This is a genomic window from Methylobacterium sp. E-041, assembly GCF_022829665.1.
Lineage (GTDB): Bacteria > Pseudomonadota > Alphaproteobacteria > Rhizobiales > Beijerinckiaceae > Methylobacterium.
Window position 1 is genome coordinate 39,266 of sequence record NZ_JAKSYQ010000285.1, and the last position, 16,721, is coordinate 55,986.

Annotated in this window: 15 protein-coding genes; all 15 read right to left on the minus strand. The window is 68.9% G+C overall.

Annotation, left to right across the window (positions count from 1 at the left end):
- Window positions 1–234: 234 nt before the first annotated feature.
- The gene (locus MKK70_RS25805; protein ID WP_243950765.1) at window positions 235–1,539 is read right to left on the minus strand and encodes a sugar MFS transporter; all 1,305 of its coding nucleotides are present in this window, start codon (window positions 1,537–1,539) and stop codon (window positions 235–237) included.
- 108 nt (window positions 1,540–1,647) lie between these two features.
- Window positions 1,648–1,992 (minus strand): DUF1467 family protein, encoded by a 345-nt coding sequence (locus tag MKK70_RS25810; protein WP_147842749.1) that lies wholly within the window; start codon window positions 1,990–1,992, stop codon window positions 1,648–1,650.
- A complete protein-coding gene (gene mce / locus MKK70_RS25815) occupies window positions 1,989–2,393 on the minus strand; it encodes a methylmalonyl-CoA epimerase (protein WP_147726100.1) in 405 nt (134 codons plus the stop codon). Before mce ends, MKK70_RS25810 begins: the two co-directional genes overlap by 4 nt.
- A 342-nt stretch (window positions 2,394–2,735) precedes the next feature.
- Window positions 2,736–4,409, minus strand: a complete 1,674-nt coding sequence (locus MKK70_RS25820) for a ribonuclease J (RefSeq protein WP_243950767.1) — start codon at window positions 4,407–4,409, stop codon at window positions 2,736–2,738.
- Between the two features lie 16 nt (window positions 4,410–4,425).
- On the minus strand, window positions 4,426–5,214 hold the full coding sequence (locus MKK70_RS25825) for a biotin--[acetyl-CoA-carboxylase] ligase (protein ID WP_243950769.1): 789 nt from the start codon (window positions 5,212–5,214) through the stop codon (window positions 4,426–4,428).
- Between the two features lie 4 nt (window positions 5,215–5,218).
- Window positions 5,219–6,673, minus strand: coding sequence for an NADH-quinone oxidoreductase subunit NuoN (gene nuoN / locus MKK70_RS25830; protein ID WP_243950771.1), 1,455 nt, complete (start codon window positions 6,671–6,673; stop codon window positions 5,219–5,221).
- A 14-nt stretch (window positions 6,674–6,687) separates the two neighbouring features.
- Window positions 6,688–8,208 (minus strand): NADH-quinone oxidoreductase subunit M, encoded by a 1,521-nt coding sequence (locus MKK70_RS25835; RefSeq protein WP_147842752.1) that lies wholly within the window; start codon window positions 8,206–8,208, stop codon window positions 6,688–6,690.
- A 47-nt stretch (window positions 8,209–8,255) separates the two neighbouring features.
- Window positions 8,256–10,367 (minus strand): NADH-quinone oxidoreductase subunit L, encoded by a 2,112-nt coding sequence (gene nuoL / locus MKK70_RS25840; protein WP_147726105.1) that lies wholly within the window; start codon window positions 10,365–10,367, stop codon window positions 8,256–8,258.
- Window positions 10,368–10,429: 62 nt separating this feature from the next.
- Window positions 10,430–10,735, minus strand: a complete 306-nt coding sequence (nuoK, locus tag MKK70_RS25845; protein ID WP_147726106.1) for an NADH-quinone oxidoreductase subunit NuoK — start codon at window positions 10,733–10,735, stop codon at window positions 10,430–10,432.
- Window positions 10,736–10,790: 55 nt separating this feature from the next.
- Window positions 10,791–11,411, minus strand: coding sequence for an NADH-quinone oxidoreductase subunit J (locus MKK70_RS25850; protein WP_243950772.1), 621 nt, complete (start codon window positions 11,409–11,411; stop codon window positions 10,791–10,793).
- A gap of 143 nt (window positions 11,412–11,554) precedes the next feature.
- Entirely contained in the window at window positions 11,555–12,043 is a 489-nt protein-coding gene (gene nuoI / locus MKK70_RS25855; protein WP_147726108.1) for an NADH-quinone oxidoreductase subunit NuoI, read from the minus strand.
- A 44-nt stretch (window positions 12,044–12,087) separates the two neighbouring features.
- The gene (gene nuoH / locus MKK70_RS25860; protein WP_147726109.1) at window positions 12,088–13,110 is read right to left on the minus strand and encodes an NADH-quinone oxidoreductase subunit NuoH; all 1,023 of its coding nucleotides are present in this window, start codon (window positions 13,108–13,110) and stop codon (window positions 12,088–12,090) included.
- A gap of 9 nt (window positions 13,111–13,119) precedes the next feature.
- On the minus strand, window positions 13,120–15,192 hold the full coding sequence (gene nuoG, locus MKK70_RS25865; RefSeq protein ID WP_243950774.1) for an NADH-quinone oxidoreductase subunit NuoG: 2,073 nt from the start codon (window positions 15,190–15,192) through the stop codon (window positions 13,120–13,122).
- Between the two features lie 9 nt (window positions 15,193–15,201).
- Window positions 15,202–15,411 (minus strand): hypothetical protein, encoded by a 210-nt coding sequence (locus MKK70_RS25870; protein ID WP_243950776.1) that lies wholly within the window; start codon window positions 15,409–15,411, stop codon window positions 15,202–15,204.
- Window positions 15,412–15,416: 5 nt separating this feature from the next.
- Window positions 15,417–16,718 (minus strand): NADH-quinone oxidoreductase subunit NuoF, encoded by a 1,302-nt coding sequence (gene nuoF, locus MKK70_RS25875; protein ID WP_147726111.1) that lies wholly within the window; start codon window positions 16,716–16,718, stop codon window positions 15,417–15,419.
- Window positions 16,719–16,721 lie beyond the last annotated feature (3 nt).

Below are 16,721 nucleotides of genomic sequence, written 5' to 3' on the forward strand. Positions count from 1 at the left end.
GGCGAAAAAACGCAGATTTGTCCCTTCGACCCGGTGACAGGACGAAATGTTGTTCCTATAAGCAGCCCGCGATGGTTGCGTAGCCCCTCAGAGGGAACGCAAAGGTCCGGGTCTCGGGAGGAAAATCGACCGCCACGCAGTCAATGCGTAGGACAACCAAAGGTCGAACCAGATTGACTGCTTGAAAAGCAAGGCCTCGGGCCTTGCTTTTTTGTTTCATACGCCTGTGAACGCTCAGGCCGGCAGCGGCCCGGTGGCCGGCACGTCTCGAGCGGTGCGCAGGTTGGCCAGCCCGTAGCCCGCCACGCAGAGGTAGCACAGCACCGGCACCCCGAGGGCGGTCCCGAGCCCGGCATGGTCGGCGAGGGTTCCGGTGATCACCGGCACGATCGCTCCGCCGACGATCGCCACGCAGACGATCCCCGACCCCTGCGCCGTGCGATCGCCCAGGCCCTCGATCGCCATCGCGAAGATCGTCGGGAACAGGATCGCGTTGGCGAGGCCGACCGTGAGCAGCGTCCAGGCGGCGACCGACCCGTGGGACAGGGCCGACACCGTGACGAGGAGGCCGGCCGCGACGGCGCAGGCCGCGAGCGCCGCGCCGGCCCGGACATGGCGCAGCGCGAGGCTGCCGACGATGCGCCCGGCCAGCGCGCCGCCCCAGTAGACGCTGAGCAGATGGCCGGCGGTGGCCGGATCCGCCCCGAGGACGCGCGGCTCCTCGAGGTAGCTGACCATCAGCGTGCCGATCGAGACTTCCGCCCCGACGTAGAGGAACAAGGCCAGGGCGCCGAGGGCGAGGCGCGGCCGGGCGAGCAGATCGAGGCCGAAGCCCGCGACCGCCGCCGTCGGCGTCTCCCGAACGCTGCCGCGAAGCGACCAGAACAGGATCGCCAGCGCGAAGAGGCCGGCCGCGATGGCGAGGAACGGCCCCTGCAGCACCGCCGCCTCGGCCTGCCGCGCGGCGGCGAGCATGGCGGGCGAGGCGGTCGCTGCATCGGCCGGCGCCGGAGCGTCGCGGCCGAGGATCGCCCAGGCGCCGACCGCCGGGCCGACGGTGGTGCCGAGCGCGTTGAAGGTCTGCGCCAGCGTCAGCCGGCTCGACGCCCGCTCGGGCGCACCGAGCCGCGCGACCAGCGGGTTCGCCGCGACCTGCAGCACCGCGATGCCGGACGCCATCACGAACAGGGCGAGGAGGAACAGCGGGAACACGCCGGCCCGCGCGGCGGGCGCGAACAGCACGCAGCCGGCCGTCATCACCAGGAGCCCGAGCACCAGCCCGCGCATGTAGCCGATGCGGGAGACGAGGAGGCCGGCCGGCAGGGAGACCACCGCGTAGGCGATGAAGAACGCGAACTGCGTCAGCGTCGCCTCGGCGTAGCTCAGCGCGAACAGGCTCTTGAGCTTCGGGGTGACGATGTCGACGAGAACGGTGGCGAGCCCCCAGGTGAAGAACAGCGCCAGGACGATCGGCAGGAGCCGCCGTGCCGCCGCACCGGCGGCGGCCTCGCCCTCCGGCGTTGCGCCCGGCGCCAGCATGCGATCCTCCGTCGTCCTGGGATGACGGGCGGTCGAGCGCCGCGCCACGGCGAAGCTTTCGCCAAGCGTCGACGGGCTGTCAACGCGACATCCGGGAGCGGAAGGCGCCTAGAGGCCCGTCAGGGGGAACGCGGCGAGCGCGACCAGGAAGGCCGCGCCGGCGGCGAGCGTCGTCCAGATCGCCTTCTCGCGGAGCCGCGGCGCGGCCGGCGCGCCGGGATCCTGGCCCGGCACCACGCGGGCCGGGTCGGTCTCGGCCTGGTTGCGGATCGGCAGGATCGCGAAGAGCAGCGTCCACCACACCACGAAGTACAACGCGCTCGCGCCGAACACCGTGAGACGGAACTGCAGAACCGCCACCGCGACGAAGGCGGCCACCAGAACCAGCACGACGCCGAGCGTCCGCGGCGTCGTGCGCGCCACGGCCTTCAGAAGCGCGTTCACCCGGATCAGACCTGCTCCAGCTCGGTCAGCGTCCCGAGGAAGTCCTTCGGGTGCAGGAACAGCACCGGCTTGCCGTGCGCGCCGATGCGGGGCTCGCCGGTGCCGAGCACGCGGGCGCCCTCGGCCTTGAGCCGGTCGCGGGCGGCGATGATGTCGTCGACCTCGTAGCAGACGTGGTGGACGCCGCCGCCCGGGTTGCGCTCGACGAAGCTGGCGATCGGCGAATCCGCGCCGAGCGGCGCCATCAGCTCGATCTTGCTGTTGGGCAATTCGACGAACACGACGGTGACGCCGTGCTCGGGCTGCGGCAGCGGCGCGGTCAGCGTCGCGCCCAGCGTCTCGCGATAGACCTTGCAGGCGGCGTCGAGATCGCGCACCGCGATGGCGACGTGGTTGAGCCGGCCGATCATTGGTTTCTCCCTAACTGTCTTCCGCGAGAGGACGCTGCGCCCCATTCGAGGTCTCCACCGACCTAACGATCCGGAGCCCCCTGGCAACCCGAACCCGTCGTTCACGGGCTCCGTCGGCGAGCCCGGAACCCAGAGCCGCCGCGGCGTGCCGGTGACGACGCCGCCGGCGGTTCTGGATCCCGGGCTCCGCTTCGCGGCCCCGGGATGACGGGGTTGGAGCGGATACGCGCCGGTCCGAGCCGAGACTCGAGAGCCGGATCGCCGCTGCGAATGCGGGTCGAATGCGCGGAGCGACGTTTTCGCAGGCGCCCTCCCCCCCCCCCAGCGGGGGGAAGGTAGAAATCAGACCTCGACCACCTGCACGTGGCAGGCGGGCTTCTTGCCCCAGACCTCGTTGACGGCCGAGCGCACGGCGCGGTCGACCGCCTTCTCGACGGCCTCCGAGTCGCGGCGCTTGCCCTTCGACATGCCCGACAGGGTACGCGACACCGAATCGACCACGGTGTCGATCAGCGGCGCGCCGCCGCGGCCGCGGTTGGGCAGGCCGATGATGTCGACCGCCGGCTCGCCCAACACCTCGCCGCTCTCGTCGATGGCGATCGCCACCGAGACGAGGCCGGCCTGGGCGAGCTTGCGCCGCTCGGGGATCGCGCGGTCCTTCCCGTCGATCAGGACGTTGCCGTCCTTGAACAGGCGGCCCGACTTCACGTGGTCGATGATCTCCGGCTTGCCCGGGCTCAGGCGGATCAGGGTGCCGTTGCGGGCCTTGACCACGTTGTCGACGCCGTGGGCGCGGGCGAAGCGCGCATGCTCGTCGAGGTGAAGCGCCTCGCCGTGGACGGGGATCGCCGTCTGCGGGTGCGTCCAGGCGTACATCTCGGCCATCTCGTCGCGGCGCGGGTGGCCGGAGACGTGGACCAGCTCGGTCCGGTCGGTGATGACCTCGACGCCCTGCTCGATCAGGTCGTTGATGATCGCGCCGACGTCGCGCTCGTTGCCGGGGATGGCGCGCGAGGAGAAGATCACCTGGTCGCCGGCGGCGAGCGCGATGTCCGGATGGTCCTTGCGGGAGACGCGGGCGAGCGCCGCCCGGGGCTCGCCCTGCGAGCCGGTGAGCAGCGCCACGACCTTGTCGCGCGGCAGGTCGCGCCACGAATCGGCGCGGCGGAACTCCTGCAGCCCGTCGAGGAAGCCGCATTCGCGGGCGACGTCGATGACCCGGTCCATGGCGCGGCCGACCGCGACCACCTCGCGCCCGCAGGCCTTGGCGGCTTCGGCCACCGCGCGGATGCGGGCGACGTTCGAGGCGAAGGTCGTCACCGCCACGCGCTGGGGCGCGGCCGCGATCAGCTTGGCCAGGGTCGAGGCGACCTCGGCCTCGCTCGGCGAGAATCCCTCGCGGACGACGTTGGTCGAATCGCAGACCAGCGCCAGGATGCCCTCGTCGCCCATGGCGCGGAAGGCCTCGGCCGAGGTCACGTCGCCGAGGATCGGCGTCGGGTCGATCTTCCAGTCGCCGGTGTGCAGCACGAGGCCGGCCGAGGTGCGGATCGCCACCGCATTCGATTCCGGGATCGAGTGCGAGACCGGCACGTAGTCGATCTCGAACGGCCCGAGCGTCACGCGCCGGCCCGGCTTGATCTCGCGCAGGTCGACCTTCGGCGCGCCCGGCTCCGACAGGCGCCGGGTCTCGAGCAGGCTCTTGGCGAAGCGGGTCGCGTAGACCGGCACCTTGAGGCGCGGCCACAGCTCGCTGATCGCGCCGATATGGTCCTCGTGCGCGTGGGTGATGAAGATCCCGAGAAGGTCCTTCTTGCGCTCCTCGATGTAGGAGAGGTCCGGGAACATGAGGTCGACGCCGGGCATCGCCTCCTCGCTCGCGAACCCCATCCCGCAATCGACCATGATCCACTTGCGGCCCTTCTCCGACCCGAAGCCGTAGAGCGCCGCGTTCATCCCGATCTCGCCCACGCCGCCGAGCGGCAGGAAGACGAGCTCGTCCTGTCCCGTTGTCATAAATCCAGAATCCATCTCATGCCGCCGTCGCGGCCGTCCCAAAATGCACCTCGCCCGCCGTCACGGTCCGCCGCGTTCCATCGGGGGCGAGGATCACGAGCCGCCCCCCCTCGTCGATGTCTTCGAAATCGCCGACCAGGGTCTCCGTCCCGCTGCGGACCGCGATGCGCGATCCGAGGCCGGAGGCCCGTGCGAGCCAACGCTCGCGAATCTCAGGAAATCCCCGTCCGCGATCCCAGATACGGGCCGCCACGGCAAGCTTATTCGTCAGATCCGCCAACACCATGCCGGCATCAAGTGGGTATCCGAGCCCCGCCAGAGAGGTGGCGGAGGCCGAAAACGCCTCCGGGACGTCTGCGACATTGACGCCGAACCCGATCGCCACCGCCCGCCGGCCGCCCCGCAGCGTCTCCGCCTCGAGCAGGATGCCGGCGAGCTTGGCCCCGCCCGCGAGCACGTCGTTCGGCCATTTGAGGCCGAACGTCCCGGCCGAGTCGGGGCCGCAGGCCGCGTCCAGGGCCTTGACCAGCGCGATGCCGGCGACGAAGCCGAGGCCGGCGACCCGCTCCGGCTCGACACCGGCCACCGGCCAGAGCACGCTCGCGGTCAGGTTCCCCGGGATCGAGGCCCAGACGTTGCCGCGCCGGCCGCGGCCGGCCTCCTGGGCACGCGCCGCGATCCAGAGCGGCCCGGTCGCGCCGGCGCGGGCCTGGTCGAGCGCCTCGGTGTTGGTCGAGCCGAGGCGGTCGTGGACGTGAAGGCGGTGCCCGGCCGCCCGCGCACCCTCGCCGAGACGGAAGTCCAAGGCCCTAGAACAGCGACTTGGCTGCCGCGCCCGCCGCCCCGACGAGCGGTGCCGGCAGCAGCCAGAACAGGATCACGACGACGCTCGACAGGGCGAGAACGATGCGCAGGCCCGGCGCCATCGCCTCGTAGGGCGCCTTGGCCTCGTCGAAGTACATGATCTTGACCACGCGGATGTAGTAGTACGCCCCGACCACGCTGGTGACTACGCCGATGACGGCCAGCGCCACGAGGTTGGCCTGGATCGCGGCGGCGAAGACGTAGAATTTGCCGAAGAACCCCGCGAGCGGCGGGATGCCGGCCAGCGAGAACATCATCATCGCGAGGCAGAACGCGATCCACGGATGGGTGCGCGAGAGGCCCGACAGGTCCTCGATCGTCTCGAACATCTCGTTCCGGCGGCGGAGCGAGAGGATGATCGCGAAGGCGCCGAGCGTCATCGCGAGGTAGATGATCATGTAGACCACCACGCCGCGGATGCCCTCCTCGGTGCCGGCGGCCAGCCCGATCAGCGCGTAGCCGACGTTGCCGATCGACGAGTAGGCCATCAGGCGCTTGAGGCTGCGCTGGCCGATCGCCGCGAACGAGCCCAGCGTCATCGAGGCGATGGCGATGAACACGATGATCTGCTGCCAGATCGCGGTCACGTCGGGGAAGGCGCCGATGAAGACGCGGACCGTCATCGCCATCGCCGCCATCTTCGGGGCGGAGGCGAAGAACGCCGTCACCGGGGTCGGCGAGCCCTCGTAGACGTCGGGCGTCCACATGTGGAACGGCACCGCCGCCAGCTTGAACGAGACGCCGGCGGCGACGAACACGATGCCGAGCACGATGCCGAAGCCGGCATCCTCGTGCAGCGCCGAGACGATGCCCGGGAACGACACCGTGCCGGTGAAGCCGTAGACCAGCGAGGCGCCGTAGAGCAGCATGCCCGAGGAGAGCGCGCCGAGGACGAAGTACTTGAGGCCGGCCTCGGTGGATTTCAGGTCGTCGCGGTGGAACGCGGCGATGACGTAGGCGGCGAGCGACTGCAGCTCGAGCCCGAGATAGAGCGCGATCAGGTCGTTGGCCGAGACCATGATCAGCATGCCGATCGTGCACAGCACGATCAGGATCGGGAACTCGAACCGGTCGATGCGCTCGCGCTGGAAGTAGTCGCGCGAGAGCAGGATCGTCGCGGCCGAGCCCAGCAGCACCAGGGCCTTCATCACCTTCGAGAAGCCGTCCTGGATGAAGCTGCCGGACAGCGTGGTCACCTTGGTGCCGGCCGGCTGCGACATCACCACGAACAGGGCCACCAAGAGCAGCGCGAGGGCGCCGACGTTGACGGTCTCGACGGAGCGCTCGCCGCGGAAGGCGCCGTAGAGGATCAGCACCATCACGCCGATGCCGAGGATCAGCTCGGGCAGCAGCGGGGTGAGCGAGGGCAGGACGGTCTGCACGGTCTGGACGGTCGGCATCTCTGGCCCTGCCTTCAGCGCGCGAGGGGCAGCGCGGCGGCCGCGGTCTGCGTGTTCGAGAGGGCGGCCTTCATGCTCGTCATCAGCGCCTCGGTGGAGGGGGCGAAGACGTCGAGGATCGGGGCCGGGTGGACGCCGTAGTAGATCGTCAGCGCGACGAGCGGCGCGAGGATCAGCTTCTCGCGGTTGTCGAGGTCCAGGATGCCCTGGAGGTTGGGCTTCTCGAGCTTGCCGTAGATCACGCGGGCGTAGAGCCACAGGGCGTAGCCGGCCGACAGGATGATGCCGAAGACCGAGAAGAACGCCACCGTCGGGTTGGCCTTGAACGCCCCCATCATCGCCAGGAACTCGCCGACGAAGCCGGAGGTGCCGGGCAGGCCGACATTGGCCATGGTGAACACCATCATCGCCACCGCGTAGAGCGGCATCCGCTTCACGAGGCCGCCATAGGCGGCGATCTCGCGGGTGTGCATCCGGTCGTAGACCACGCCGACGCCGAGGAAGAGCGCGCCGGAGACGATGCCGTGGGAGATCATCAGGAACAGCGCGCCCTGGATGCCCTGCTCGTTGAGGGTGAACAGGCCGAGGGTGACGAAGCCCATATGCGCCACGGAGGAGTAGGCGATCAGCTTCTTGATGTCGGTCTGCATCAGCGCGGTGAGCGAGGTGAAGATGATCGCGATCACCGACAGCGCGAAGACGAGCGGCGCGAAGGTGTGGCTCGCATCCGGCAGCATCGGCAGCGAGATCCGGATGAAGCCGTAGCCGCCCATCTTGAGCAGGATGCCGGCCAGGATCACCGAGCCGGCGGTGGGCGCCTCGACGTGCGCGTCGGGGAGCCAGGTGTGGACCGGCCACATCGGCATCTTCACCGCGAAGCTCGCGAAGAAGGCCAGCCACAGCCACCATTGCATGCCCACGGGGAAGCGGGTCTGGAGCAGGGTCGGGATGTCGGTCGTGCCGGCCTGCCAGTACATCGCCATGATGGCGAGCAGCATCAGCACCGAGCCGAGCAGCGTGTAGAGGAAGAACTTGAAGCTGGCGTAGATGCGCCGCTTGCCGCCCCAGATGCCGATGATCAGGAACATCGGGATCAGGCCGGCCTCGAAGAACAGGTAGAACAGCACCAGGTCGAGCGCCTGGAACACGCCGATCATCGTCGTCTCGAGCACGAGGAAGGCGACGAAGTACTCCTTCACTCGCGTCTCGATGGAATGCCACGAGGCGCCGATGCAGAACGGCATCAGGAACGTCGTCAGCAGCACCAGCGGCATCGAGAAGCCGTCGACGCCGAGCTTGAACCGGATCGTCTCGGCGAGCCAGGCATGGCTCTCGACCAGCTGGAAGCTCGCCGAGGTCGCGTCGTAGCGGTTCCAGGCCACCAGCGAGAGCAGGAAGGTGACGACCGTGGTGGCGAGCGCCGCCCAGCGGGCGTTCTTCGCCACCGCCTTCTCGTCGCCCGACAAGGTCAGGATGAAGGCCGCGCCGCAGAGCGGCACGATCAACAGCCCGGAGAGGAGCCCTAAGCCGAACATCTAGCGATCCATCCCGTTCGTGAGGGCGGCTTGCGACGCGAGGCCCATCAGTGCCCCCCCGGCTTCGGCAGGCCGGCCATCAGGTACCAGCTCAGGATGCCCGCGACGCCGATCAGCATCACGAAGGCGTAGTGGTAGACGTAGCCGGTCTGGAAGCGGACGACGCCGCGGGTCACGTCGACGACGCGGGCCGCGATCCCGTCCGGGCCGGCGCCGTCGATGGCGCGGCCGTCGACCTGCTTCCACAGGAACAGGCCGAAATCCTTGGCCGGACGCACGAAGATCCGGTCGTAGAGCTCGTCGACGTACCACTTGTTGAGCAGGAACCGGTACAGCACCGGTTGCTGGGCGGCGAGCTCGGCCGGCAGCTTCGGCCGGCGGATGTACATCACGAAGGCCAGCACGAAGCCGAGCACCAGCATGATGAACGGCGCGTAGGAGACGAGCGCCGGCACGTGGTGGATGTCGTGCATGATGTGGTTGTCGGGGCCGTGCGCCAGCGCGTGGCCCCAGAACGCCTCCATGCCCTCGCCGATGAAGCGGTCCTTGAAGATCAGGCCGGCGAAGAGTGCGCCGAAGGCGAGCACGCCGAGCGGGATCGTCATCACCAGGGGCGATTCGTGCGGCGTGTGATCGCCGTGATGGCCGTGCCCGTGATGGTCGTCGGCGACGAGGTCGCTCCTGTGCGCCGGCTCGACGTCGTGGCCGCGATCGTCGTGGGCGACGCCCTCGGTGTGGCCGGGCGCGCCGTCGGCCTCGTGGGCCGCGGACGCGTGGGCGACGGCCGGCGCCGCGTGGTCGTCGTGGTGGGCATGCGCCCCCCAGCGGGCCGGCCCCTCGAAGGTGAGGAAGAACAGGCGCCAGGAGTAGAACGAGGTGAAGAACGCCGCGATCACGGTGGCGAGGAAGGCCAGGGTGTGCCCGGGACGCGTCGAGGCATAGGCCGCCTCGATGATCGCGTCCTTGGAATAGTAGCCGGCGGTGAAGGGGAAGCCGATGAGCGCGAGGGTGCCGATCGCCATCATCGCCGTGGTGAACGGGATGTAGCGGCGCAAGGACCCCATGTTCCGCATGTCCTGCTCGTGGTGCATCGCGTGGATGACCGAGCCGGCGCCGAGGAACAGCAGCGCCTTGAAGAAGGCGTGGGTGAACAGGTGGAAGATGCCGGCGGAATAGGCGCCGACGCCGAGCGCGACGAACATGTAGCCGAGCTGCGAGCAGGTCGAGTACGCGATCACCCGCTTGATGTCGTTCTGCACCAGGCCCACGGTGGCGGCGAAGAAGGCGGTGATGCCGCCGATGACCGTGACGAAGACCAGCGCGTCGGGCGCGAGCTCGAACAGCGGCGACAGGCGCGCCACCATGAAGACGCCGGCGGTGACCATGGTCGCGGCATGGATCAGGGCCGAGACCGGGGTCGGGCCTTCCATCGCGTCCGGCAGCCAGGTGTGGAGCAGGAACTGCGCCGACTTGCCCATCGCGCCCATGAACAGCAGCAGGCAGGTCAGGGTGAGCGCGTGCCAGTCCTGGCCGAGGAAGTGGAAATGCGCGTCCTTGAGCTCGTTCACCCGCGGGAAGATGCCGTCGAAGGCGACCGAGCCGAACAGCACGAAGACCAGGAAGATGCCGAGCGAGAAGCCGAAATCGCCGACGCGGTTGACGATGAAGGCCTTCATCGCGGCCGCGTTCGCAGAGGGCTTCTCGTACCAGAACCCGATCAGCAGGTAGGAGGCGAGGCCGACGCCCTCCCAGCCGAAGAACATCTGCACGAGGTTGTCGGCCGTCACCAGCATCAGCATGGCGAAGGTGAAGAGCGACAAGTAGGCGAAGAAGCGCGGCCGGTGCGGATCCTCCTCCATGTAGCCGACGGAGTAGAGGTGCACGAGCGTCGAGACGGTGGTGACGACGACAAGCATCACCCGGGTCAGCGTGTCGATGCGGAAGGCCCAGTCGACGGTGAGGTCGCCGGCCGTGAACCAGGTCGCGACCTGCACCCGCGTGGCGTGGTCGCCCTCAATAAACACGCCCCAGGACAGGAGCGCCGAGAAGGCGAGGCAGGCGGTGGTGACGTACTCGCAGACCCGCGCGCCGAGGAAGCGCCCGAACAGCCCGGCGATCAGGGCGCCGATGAGCGGGAAGAAGACGATCGCGTGATACATCGTGCGGTCCGGCCTCGCGGGGCAGCAGGTTTCTGGCGGAAGGACGTCGCGGGGGTCCCCGCTTAACCCTTCATCATGCTGATGTCCTCGACCGCGATGGAGCCGCGGTTGCGGAAGAACACCACGAGGATGGCGAGCCCGATCGCGGCCTCGGCCGCGGCGACGGTCAGGACGAACAGGGCGAAGACCTGGCCGGTGATGTCGTTCAGGTAGGTCGAGAACGCGACGAAGTTGATGTTGACCGCGAGCAGGATCAGCTCGATCGACATCAGGATGACGATGACGTTCTTGCGGTTGATGAAGATCCCCAGCACGCCGAGCGTGAACAGGATCGCGGCGACCGTGAGGTAGTGGCTGAGGCCGATCATCGTGCTGTTTCCGCCCAAGTCTTCAGGGTCGCCCAAGCCGTCCGAGCCGCGGCCATCAGACCTCGACGCCCTGGCGCGAGGGCACCTTCCGGGTCTCGACCGCGTCCCCTTGGGTCCGCGCGTTCTGCAGGGCGATGTTCTGCCGCTTGACGCCGGGTCGGTCGCGCAGGGTCAGCACGATGGCGCCGATCATCGCGACGAGCAGGATCAGGCCGGCGATCTGGAAGAAGTAGACGTATTCCGTGTACAGCACCCGGCCGAGGATCACCGTGTTGCTGGTGTGCTCGCCCGCCGCCACGTTGCCGAGCGGCGCTTGCACCAGGCCGGGATCGATCGTCCACGAGCCGACGACGAGCAGAAGCTCGATCAGGAACACCGCGCCGATCATCGCGCCGATCGGGAGATACTGCTGGAACCCCTGCCGGAGCTGGGCGAAATCCACGTCGAGCATCATCACGACGAACAGGAACAGCACCGCGACCGCGCCGACGTAGACCACGACCAGGATCATCGCCAGGAACTCGGCGCCCATCAGCACGAACAGGCCGGCCGCGTTGACGAAGGCCAGGATCAGGAACAGCACCGAGGCGATGGGATTGCGGGACGCGATCACCATGAAGCCCGAGGCGATGGTGAGGCCCGCGAACAGGTAGAAGAAGGCGGCGGCTGCGGTCATGCGCTTGTCGGGATCGGCCGCCGGAGCGGCCCCTTCTGCCTCATGAGAAAACGGTCCGCAAAAACGGTCCGGACCCGGCCGGCCGTCTATAGAACCCGCTCCCGCGCCGCACAACCCGCGGCGCCGGCGACGGGGCGGGGATGTCAGCGGTAGGGGGCGTCCATCGCGAGGTTTCGCGCGATCTCGCGCTCCCAGCGGTCGCCGTTCAGGAGAAGCTTCTCCTTGTCGTAGAGCAGCTCCTCGCGGGTCTCGACCGAGAACTCGAAGTTCGGCCCCTCGACGATGGCGTCGACCGGGCAGGCCTCCTGGCACATGCCGCAGTAGATGCACTTCACCATGTCGATGTCGTAGCGCGTGGTGCGGCGCGTGCCGTCGTTGCGGCGCGGGCCGGCCTCGATGGTGATCGCCTGCGCCGGGCAGATCGCCTCGCACAGCTTGCACGCGATGCAGCGCTCCTCCCCGTTCGGGTAGCGGCGAAGCGCGTGCTCGCCGCGGAAGCGCGGCCCGCGATGGCCCATCTCGAAGGGGTAGTTGATCGTCGCCTTCGGCTTGAAGAAATACTTCATCGCGAGGACGAACCCCGAGACGAACTCCTTCAGCAGAAGGCCCTTGGCGACCTGATCGAGCTTCATGCCGCGATCTCCGATTCCTGGGTGAGGCTCACGCGCGACGTCACTCATGCACCTGGAGCGAGGCCGGTCAGCTTGAGCACGAAGGCGACGACGACGACCGAGGCGAGCGAAAGGGGCAGGAAAACCTTCCAGCCCAGCCGCATGAGCTGGTCGTAGCGGTAGCGCGGCACCATGGCCTTCACCATGGCGATCATGAAGAACAGGAAGCTGGCCTTGAGCGCGAACCAGATCAGCCCCGGCACCCAGGTGAAGGGCGCGAACGGGATCGGCGAGAGCCAGCCGCCGAGGAACAGCACCGTGCCGAGCGCGCACATGGTCATGATCGCCACGTACTCGCCGAGCATGAACAGCAGGTACGGCGTCGAGGAGTACTCGACCATGTAGCCGGCGACGAGCTCCGATTCGGCCTCGGGCAGGTCGAAGGGCGGACGGTTGGTCTCGGCGAGCGCCGAGATGAAGAACACGACGAACATCGGGAACAGCCACAGCCAGTACCAGCCGAGGATGCCGAGCGAGGTGTCCTGCGCGATGACGATCTTCGACAGGTTGAGCGAGCCGGCGCAGAGCAGCACGCAGATGATCACGAAGCCGAGCGAGACCTCGTAGGAGATCATCTGCGCCGCCGAGCGCAGCGCACCGAGGAAGGCGTATTTCGAGTTCGAGGCCCAGCCGCCCATCAGGACGCCGTAGACGCCCAGCGACGAGATCGCGAAGATGTAGGTCATGCCGACGTTGAGGTCGGCCAGCGCCCAGCCCTCCGCGAGCGGGATCACGGCCCAGGCCGCGAGCGCCAGCGTCGCGAAGACCAGGGGCGCCAGCAGGAACAGCGCCTTGTTGGCGCCGGCGGGAATCACCGGCTCCTTCAGCACGAACTTCAAGAGGTCGGCGAAGGACTGGAACAGGCCGAACGGGCCGACCACGTTCGGCCCGCGTCGCAACTGCACCGCCGCCCAGATCTTGCGGTCGGCAAGCAGCGCGTAGGCGATGAAGACGAGCAGGCAGGCGAGCAGCAGGAAGCTCTTCAGCGCCAGCAGCAGCACGAGGCCCACGGTTTCCCAAGGTGTCATGGCGGCCCCTTACTCGGCGGCTTCGAGGGCGCGCCCGCGGGCGAGGCTCGAACATTCGGCGAGCACGCGCGAGGCGCGCGCGATCGGATTGGTGAGGTAGAAGTCGAGCACCGGCGAGGCGAAGGTCGCCTTCGCGACCTCGCCGCCGAGGCCGGCCAGGCGATCGACCGCCGCGACCGTGTCGCCCGGCTCGACGCTGCCGATGGCGGCCATGTGGGGGTGCTCGGCGTAGAGCGCCCGGCGCAGGGCCACCAGCGAATCGAACGGCAGGCGGTGGCCGAGCACGTCCGAGAGCGCGCGCAGGATGGCCCAGTCCTCGCGGGCGTCGCCCGGCGGGAAGCCGGCGCGGTTGGCCTGCTGAACCCGGCCCTCGAGGTTGACGTAGGTCGCGCTCTTCTCGGTGTAGGCGGCGCCCGGCAGCACCACGTCGGCGCGGGAGGCGCCGCGGTCGCCGTGGGTCCCCTGGTAGATCACGAAGGCGCCGGCCCCGACCGTGCACTCGTCGGCACCGAGGTTGAACACCACGTCGAGGGCGCCGGGCGCGATCATGCCGGCGAAGTCGAGCCCGCCTTCCCCCGGCACGAAGCCGAGATCCAGCGCCCCGACGCGGGCGGCCGCGGTGTGCAGAACGCCGAAGCCGTTCCACGCCGGCGTGACGGCGCCGACGTCCTTGGCGAGCGCGGCGGCGGCGGCAAGCACCGCCGAATCGGCGAGCGCGGCGGCACCGACGATCACCATCGGACGCTCGGCGCCCTTCAGGATCTCGAGGAAGCTGTGCTCGCCCTTGGCCAAAGCCGTCAGCGTGTCGGTGCCGGCACCGAGATAGGTGTGGGGATAGGTGAGGTCGGTGGCCTCGCCGATCAGGCCGACCGCGAGCGGCCCCATCCGCCAGCGCTTGCGGATGCGGACGTTGAGGAGCGACGCCTCGGTCCGCGGGTTGGCACCGACGAGCAGGATCGCGTCCGCCGCCTCGATGCCGGGGATCGTCGGGTTGAACACGTAGGCGGCGCGGCCCCAGGCCGGATCGAGCCGCTCGCCGCCCTGGCGGCAATCGCGGTTGGCGACGCCGAGCGCGGTCATCAGGCTCTTGAGCGCGTAGGTCTCCTCGACCCCGGCGAGATCGCCGACCAGCGCGCCGATGCGCTTGGGATCGGTGCCCTTCACCCTGGCCGCGATCGCGGCGAAGGCCTCGCCCCAGGAGGCGGGGCGCAGGCGGCCGTTCTCGCGCAGGTACGGCCGGTCGAGGCGCTGGACGCGCAGGCCGTCGACGGGGTGGCGGGTCTTGTCCGAGATCCACTCCTCGTTGATGTCCTCGTTGACCCGAGGCTCGATCTGCATGACCTCGCGGCCGCGGGCGTCGACGCGGATCGCCGAGCCGACCGCGTCCATCACGTCGACCGATTCGGTCTTCGACAGCTCCCACGGGCGGATGTTGTAGCTCTGCGGCTTGGGCACGAGGGCGCCGACCGGGCAGAGGTCGGCGACGTTGCCCTGCAGCTCCGAGCCCATCGCCTCCTCGAGGTAGCTCGTGATCTCCATGTCCTCGCCGCGGCCGATCGCGCCGAGATCCGGCACGCCGGCGACCTCGGCGAGGAAGCGGACGCAGCGGGTGCAGTGGATGCAGCGGTTCATCGCGGTCCGCACCAGCGGGCCGATGTACTTCTCCTCGACCGCGCGCTTGTTCTCGCCGTAGCGGGTCGAGTCGACGCCGTAGGCCATCGCCTGATCCTGCAGATCGCAATGGCCGCCCTGGTCGCAGATCGGGCAATCGAGCGGGTGGTTGATGAGGAGGAACTCCATCACCCCCTCGCGCGCCTTCTTCGTCGTTCCAGAGCGCGTGAGGACCTCCGGCGGCTCGCCGTTCGGGCCGGGCCGGCAATCCTTGACCGCGTAGGCGCAGGAGGCCACCGGCTTGGGCGCGCCCTTCAGCTCGACCAGGCACATCCGGCAATTGCCGGCGATCGACAGCCGCTCGTGGAAGCAGAAGCGCGGGATCTCCGCGCCCGCCATCTCGCAGGCCTGCAGCAGGGTGAATTCGGCCGGAACATCGACCTCGATGCCGTCGACGAGGATTTTGGTCATGCGCGCTTCTCAGTGCGTCGTGTCGGCGAGATCGAGCCTGCGCTCGATCCGCTCGACCGGAAGTTCGAGACGGTCGATCCGGCGATGGACGCCGGCCAGATTCTCTTCGATGCCGGACAGCCGCACCTTCACATCGTGCATGTCGGCACGCAGCCGATCGACCTTCTCATCGATGCGACGGAGGTACACGAGCATCGGGTTGTCGGGCTGGTCGGTCATCGGCTTCACTCCGCGGCCATCGGCACCGCATCGGAATGCGGGTTGGCGCTGTAGCGGTCGATCCGCTTCTCGATCTCGGGGCGGAAATGGCGGATCAGGCCCTGGATCGGCCAGGCCGCCGCGTCGCCGAGCGCACAGATCGTGTGACCCTCGATCTGCTTGGTGACGTCGAGCAGCATGTCGATCTCGCGCTTCTGAGCGCGGCCTTCCGCCATGCGCAGCATCACCCGCCACATCCAGCCGGTGCCCTCGCGGCAGGGCGTGCACTGCCCGCAGGACTCGTGCTTGTAGAAGTACGCGATGCGGGCGATCGCCTGGACGATGTCGGTCGAGCGGTCGAGCACGATCACCGCCGCCGTGCCGAGGCCGGAGCCGAGGTTGCGCAGGGTGTCGAAGTCCATTTTCGCGTCGATGATCTGCTCGGCCGGCACCAGCGGCACCGAGGAGCCGCCGGGGATCGAGCACAGCAGGTTGTCCCAGCCGCCGCGCATGCCGCCGCAATGCTTGTCGACGAGCTCGCGGAAGGTGATCCCGAGCTCCTCCTCGACGTTGCACGGCTTGTTGACGTGGCCGGAGACGCAGAACAGCTTGGTGCCGGTGTTGTTCTTGCCGCCCAAGCCCGCGAACCACGCGCCGCCGCGGCGCAGGATCGTGCCGGCGACCGCGATCGACTCGACGTTGTTCACCGTCGTCGGGCAGCCGTAGAGGCCCATGTTGGCCGGGAACGGCGGCTTGAGGCGCGGCATCCCCTTCTTGCCCTCGAGGCTTTCCAGCAGCGCCGTCTCCTCGCCGCAGATGTAGGCCCCGGCGCCGTGGTGGACGTAGATGTCGAACGGGTAGCCGTGGACGTTGTCCTGCCCGACGAGCCGGGCGGCGTAGGCCTCGTCGACCGCCCGCTGCAGCGCGTGCTTCTCGGCGACGTACTCGCCGCGGATGTAGATGTAGCAGGCATGCGCCGCCATCGCGAACGAGGCCAGCATGCAGCCCTCGATCAGGAGGTGCGGATCGTGCCGCATGATCTCCCGGTCCTTGCAGGTGCCGGGCTCGGACTCGTCGGCGTTGACCACGAGGTAGTGCGGCCGCCCGTCCGACTTCTTGGGCATGAACGACCACTTGAGGCCCGTCGGGAAGCCGGCGCCGCCGCGGCCGCGCAGGCCCGAGGCCTTCATCTCGTCGATGATCCAGTCGCGGCCCATCTCGAGAAGGAATTTGGTGCCGTCCCACGCGCCGCGCTTCTGCGCGGCCTCGAGGCCCGGCGAGTGCAACCCGTACAGGTTGGTGAAGATGCGATCCTGATCGGCCAGCATGGC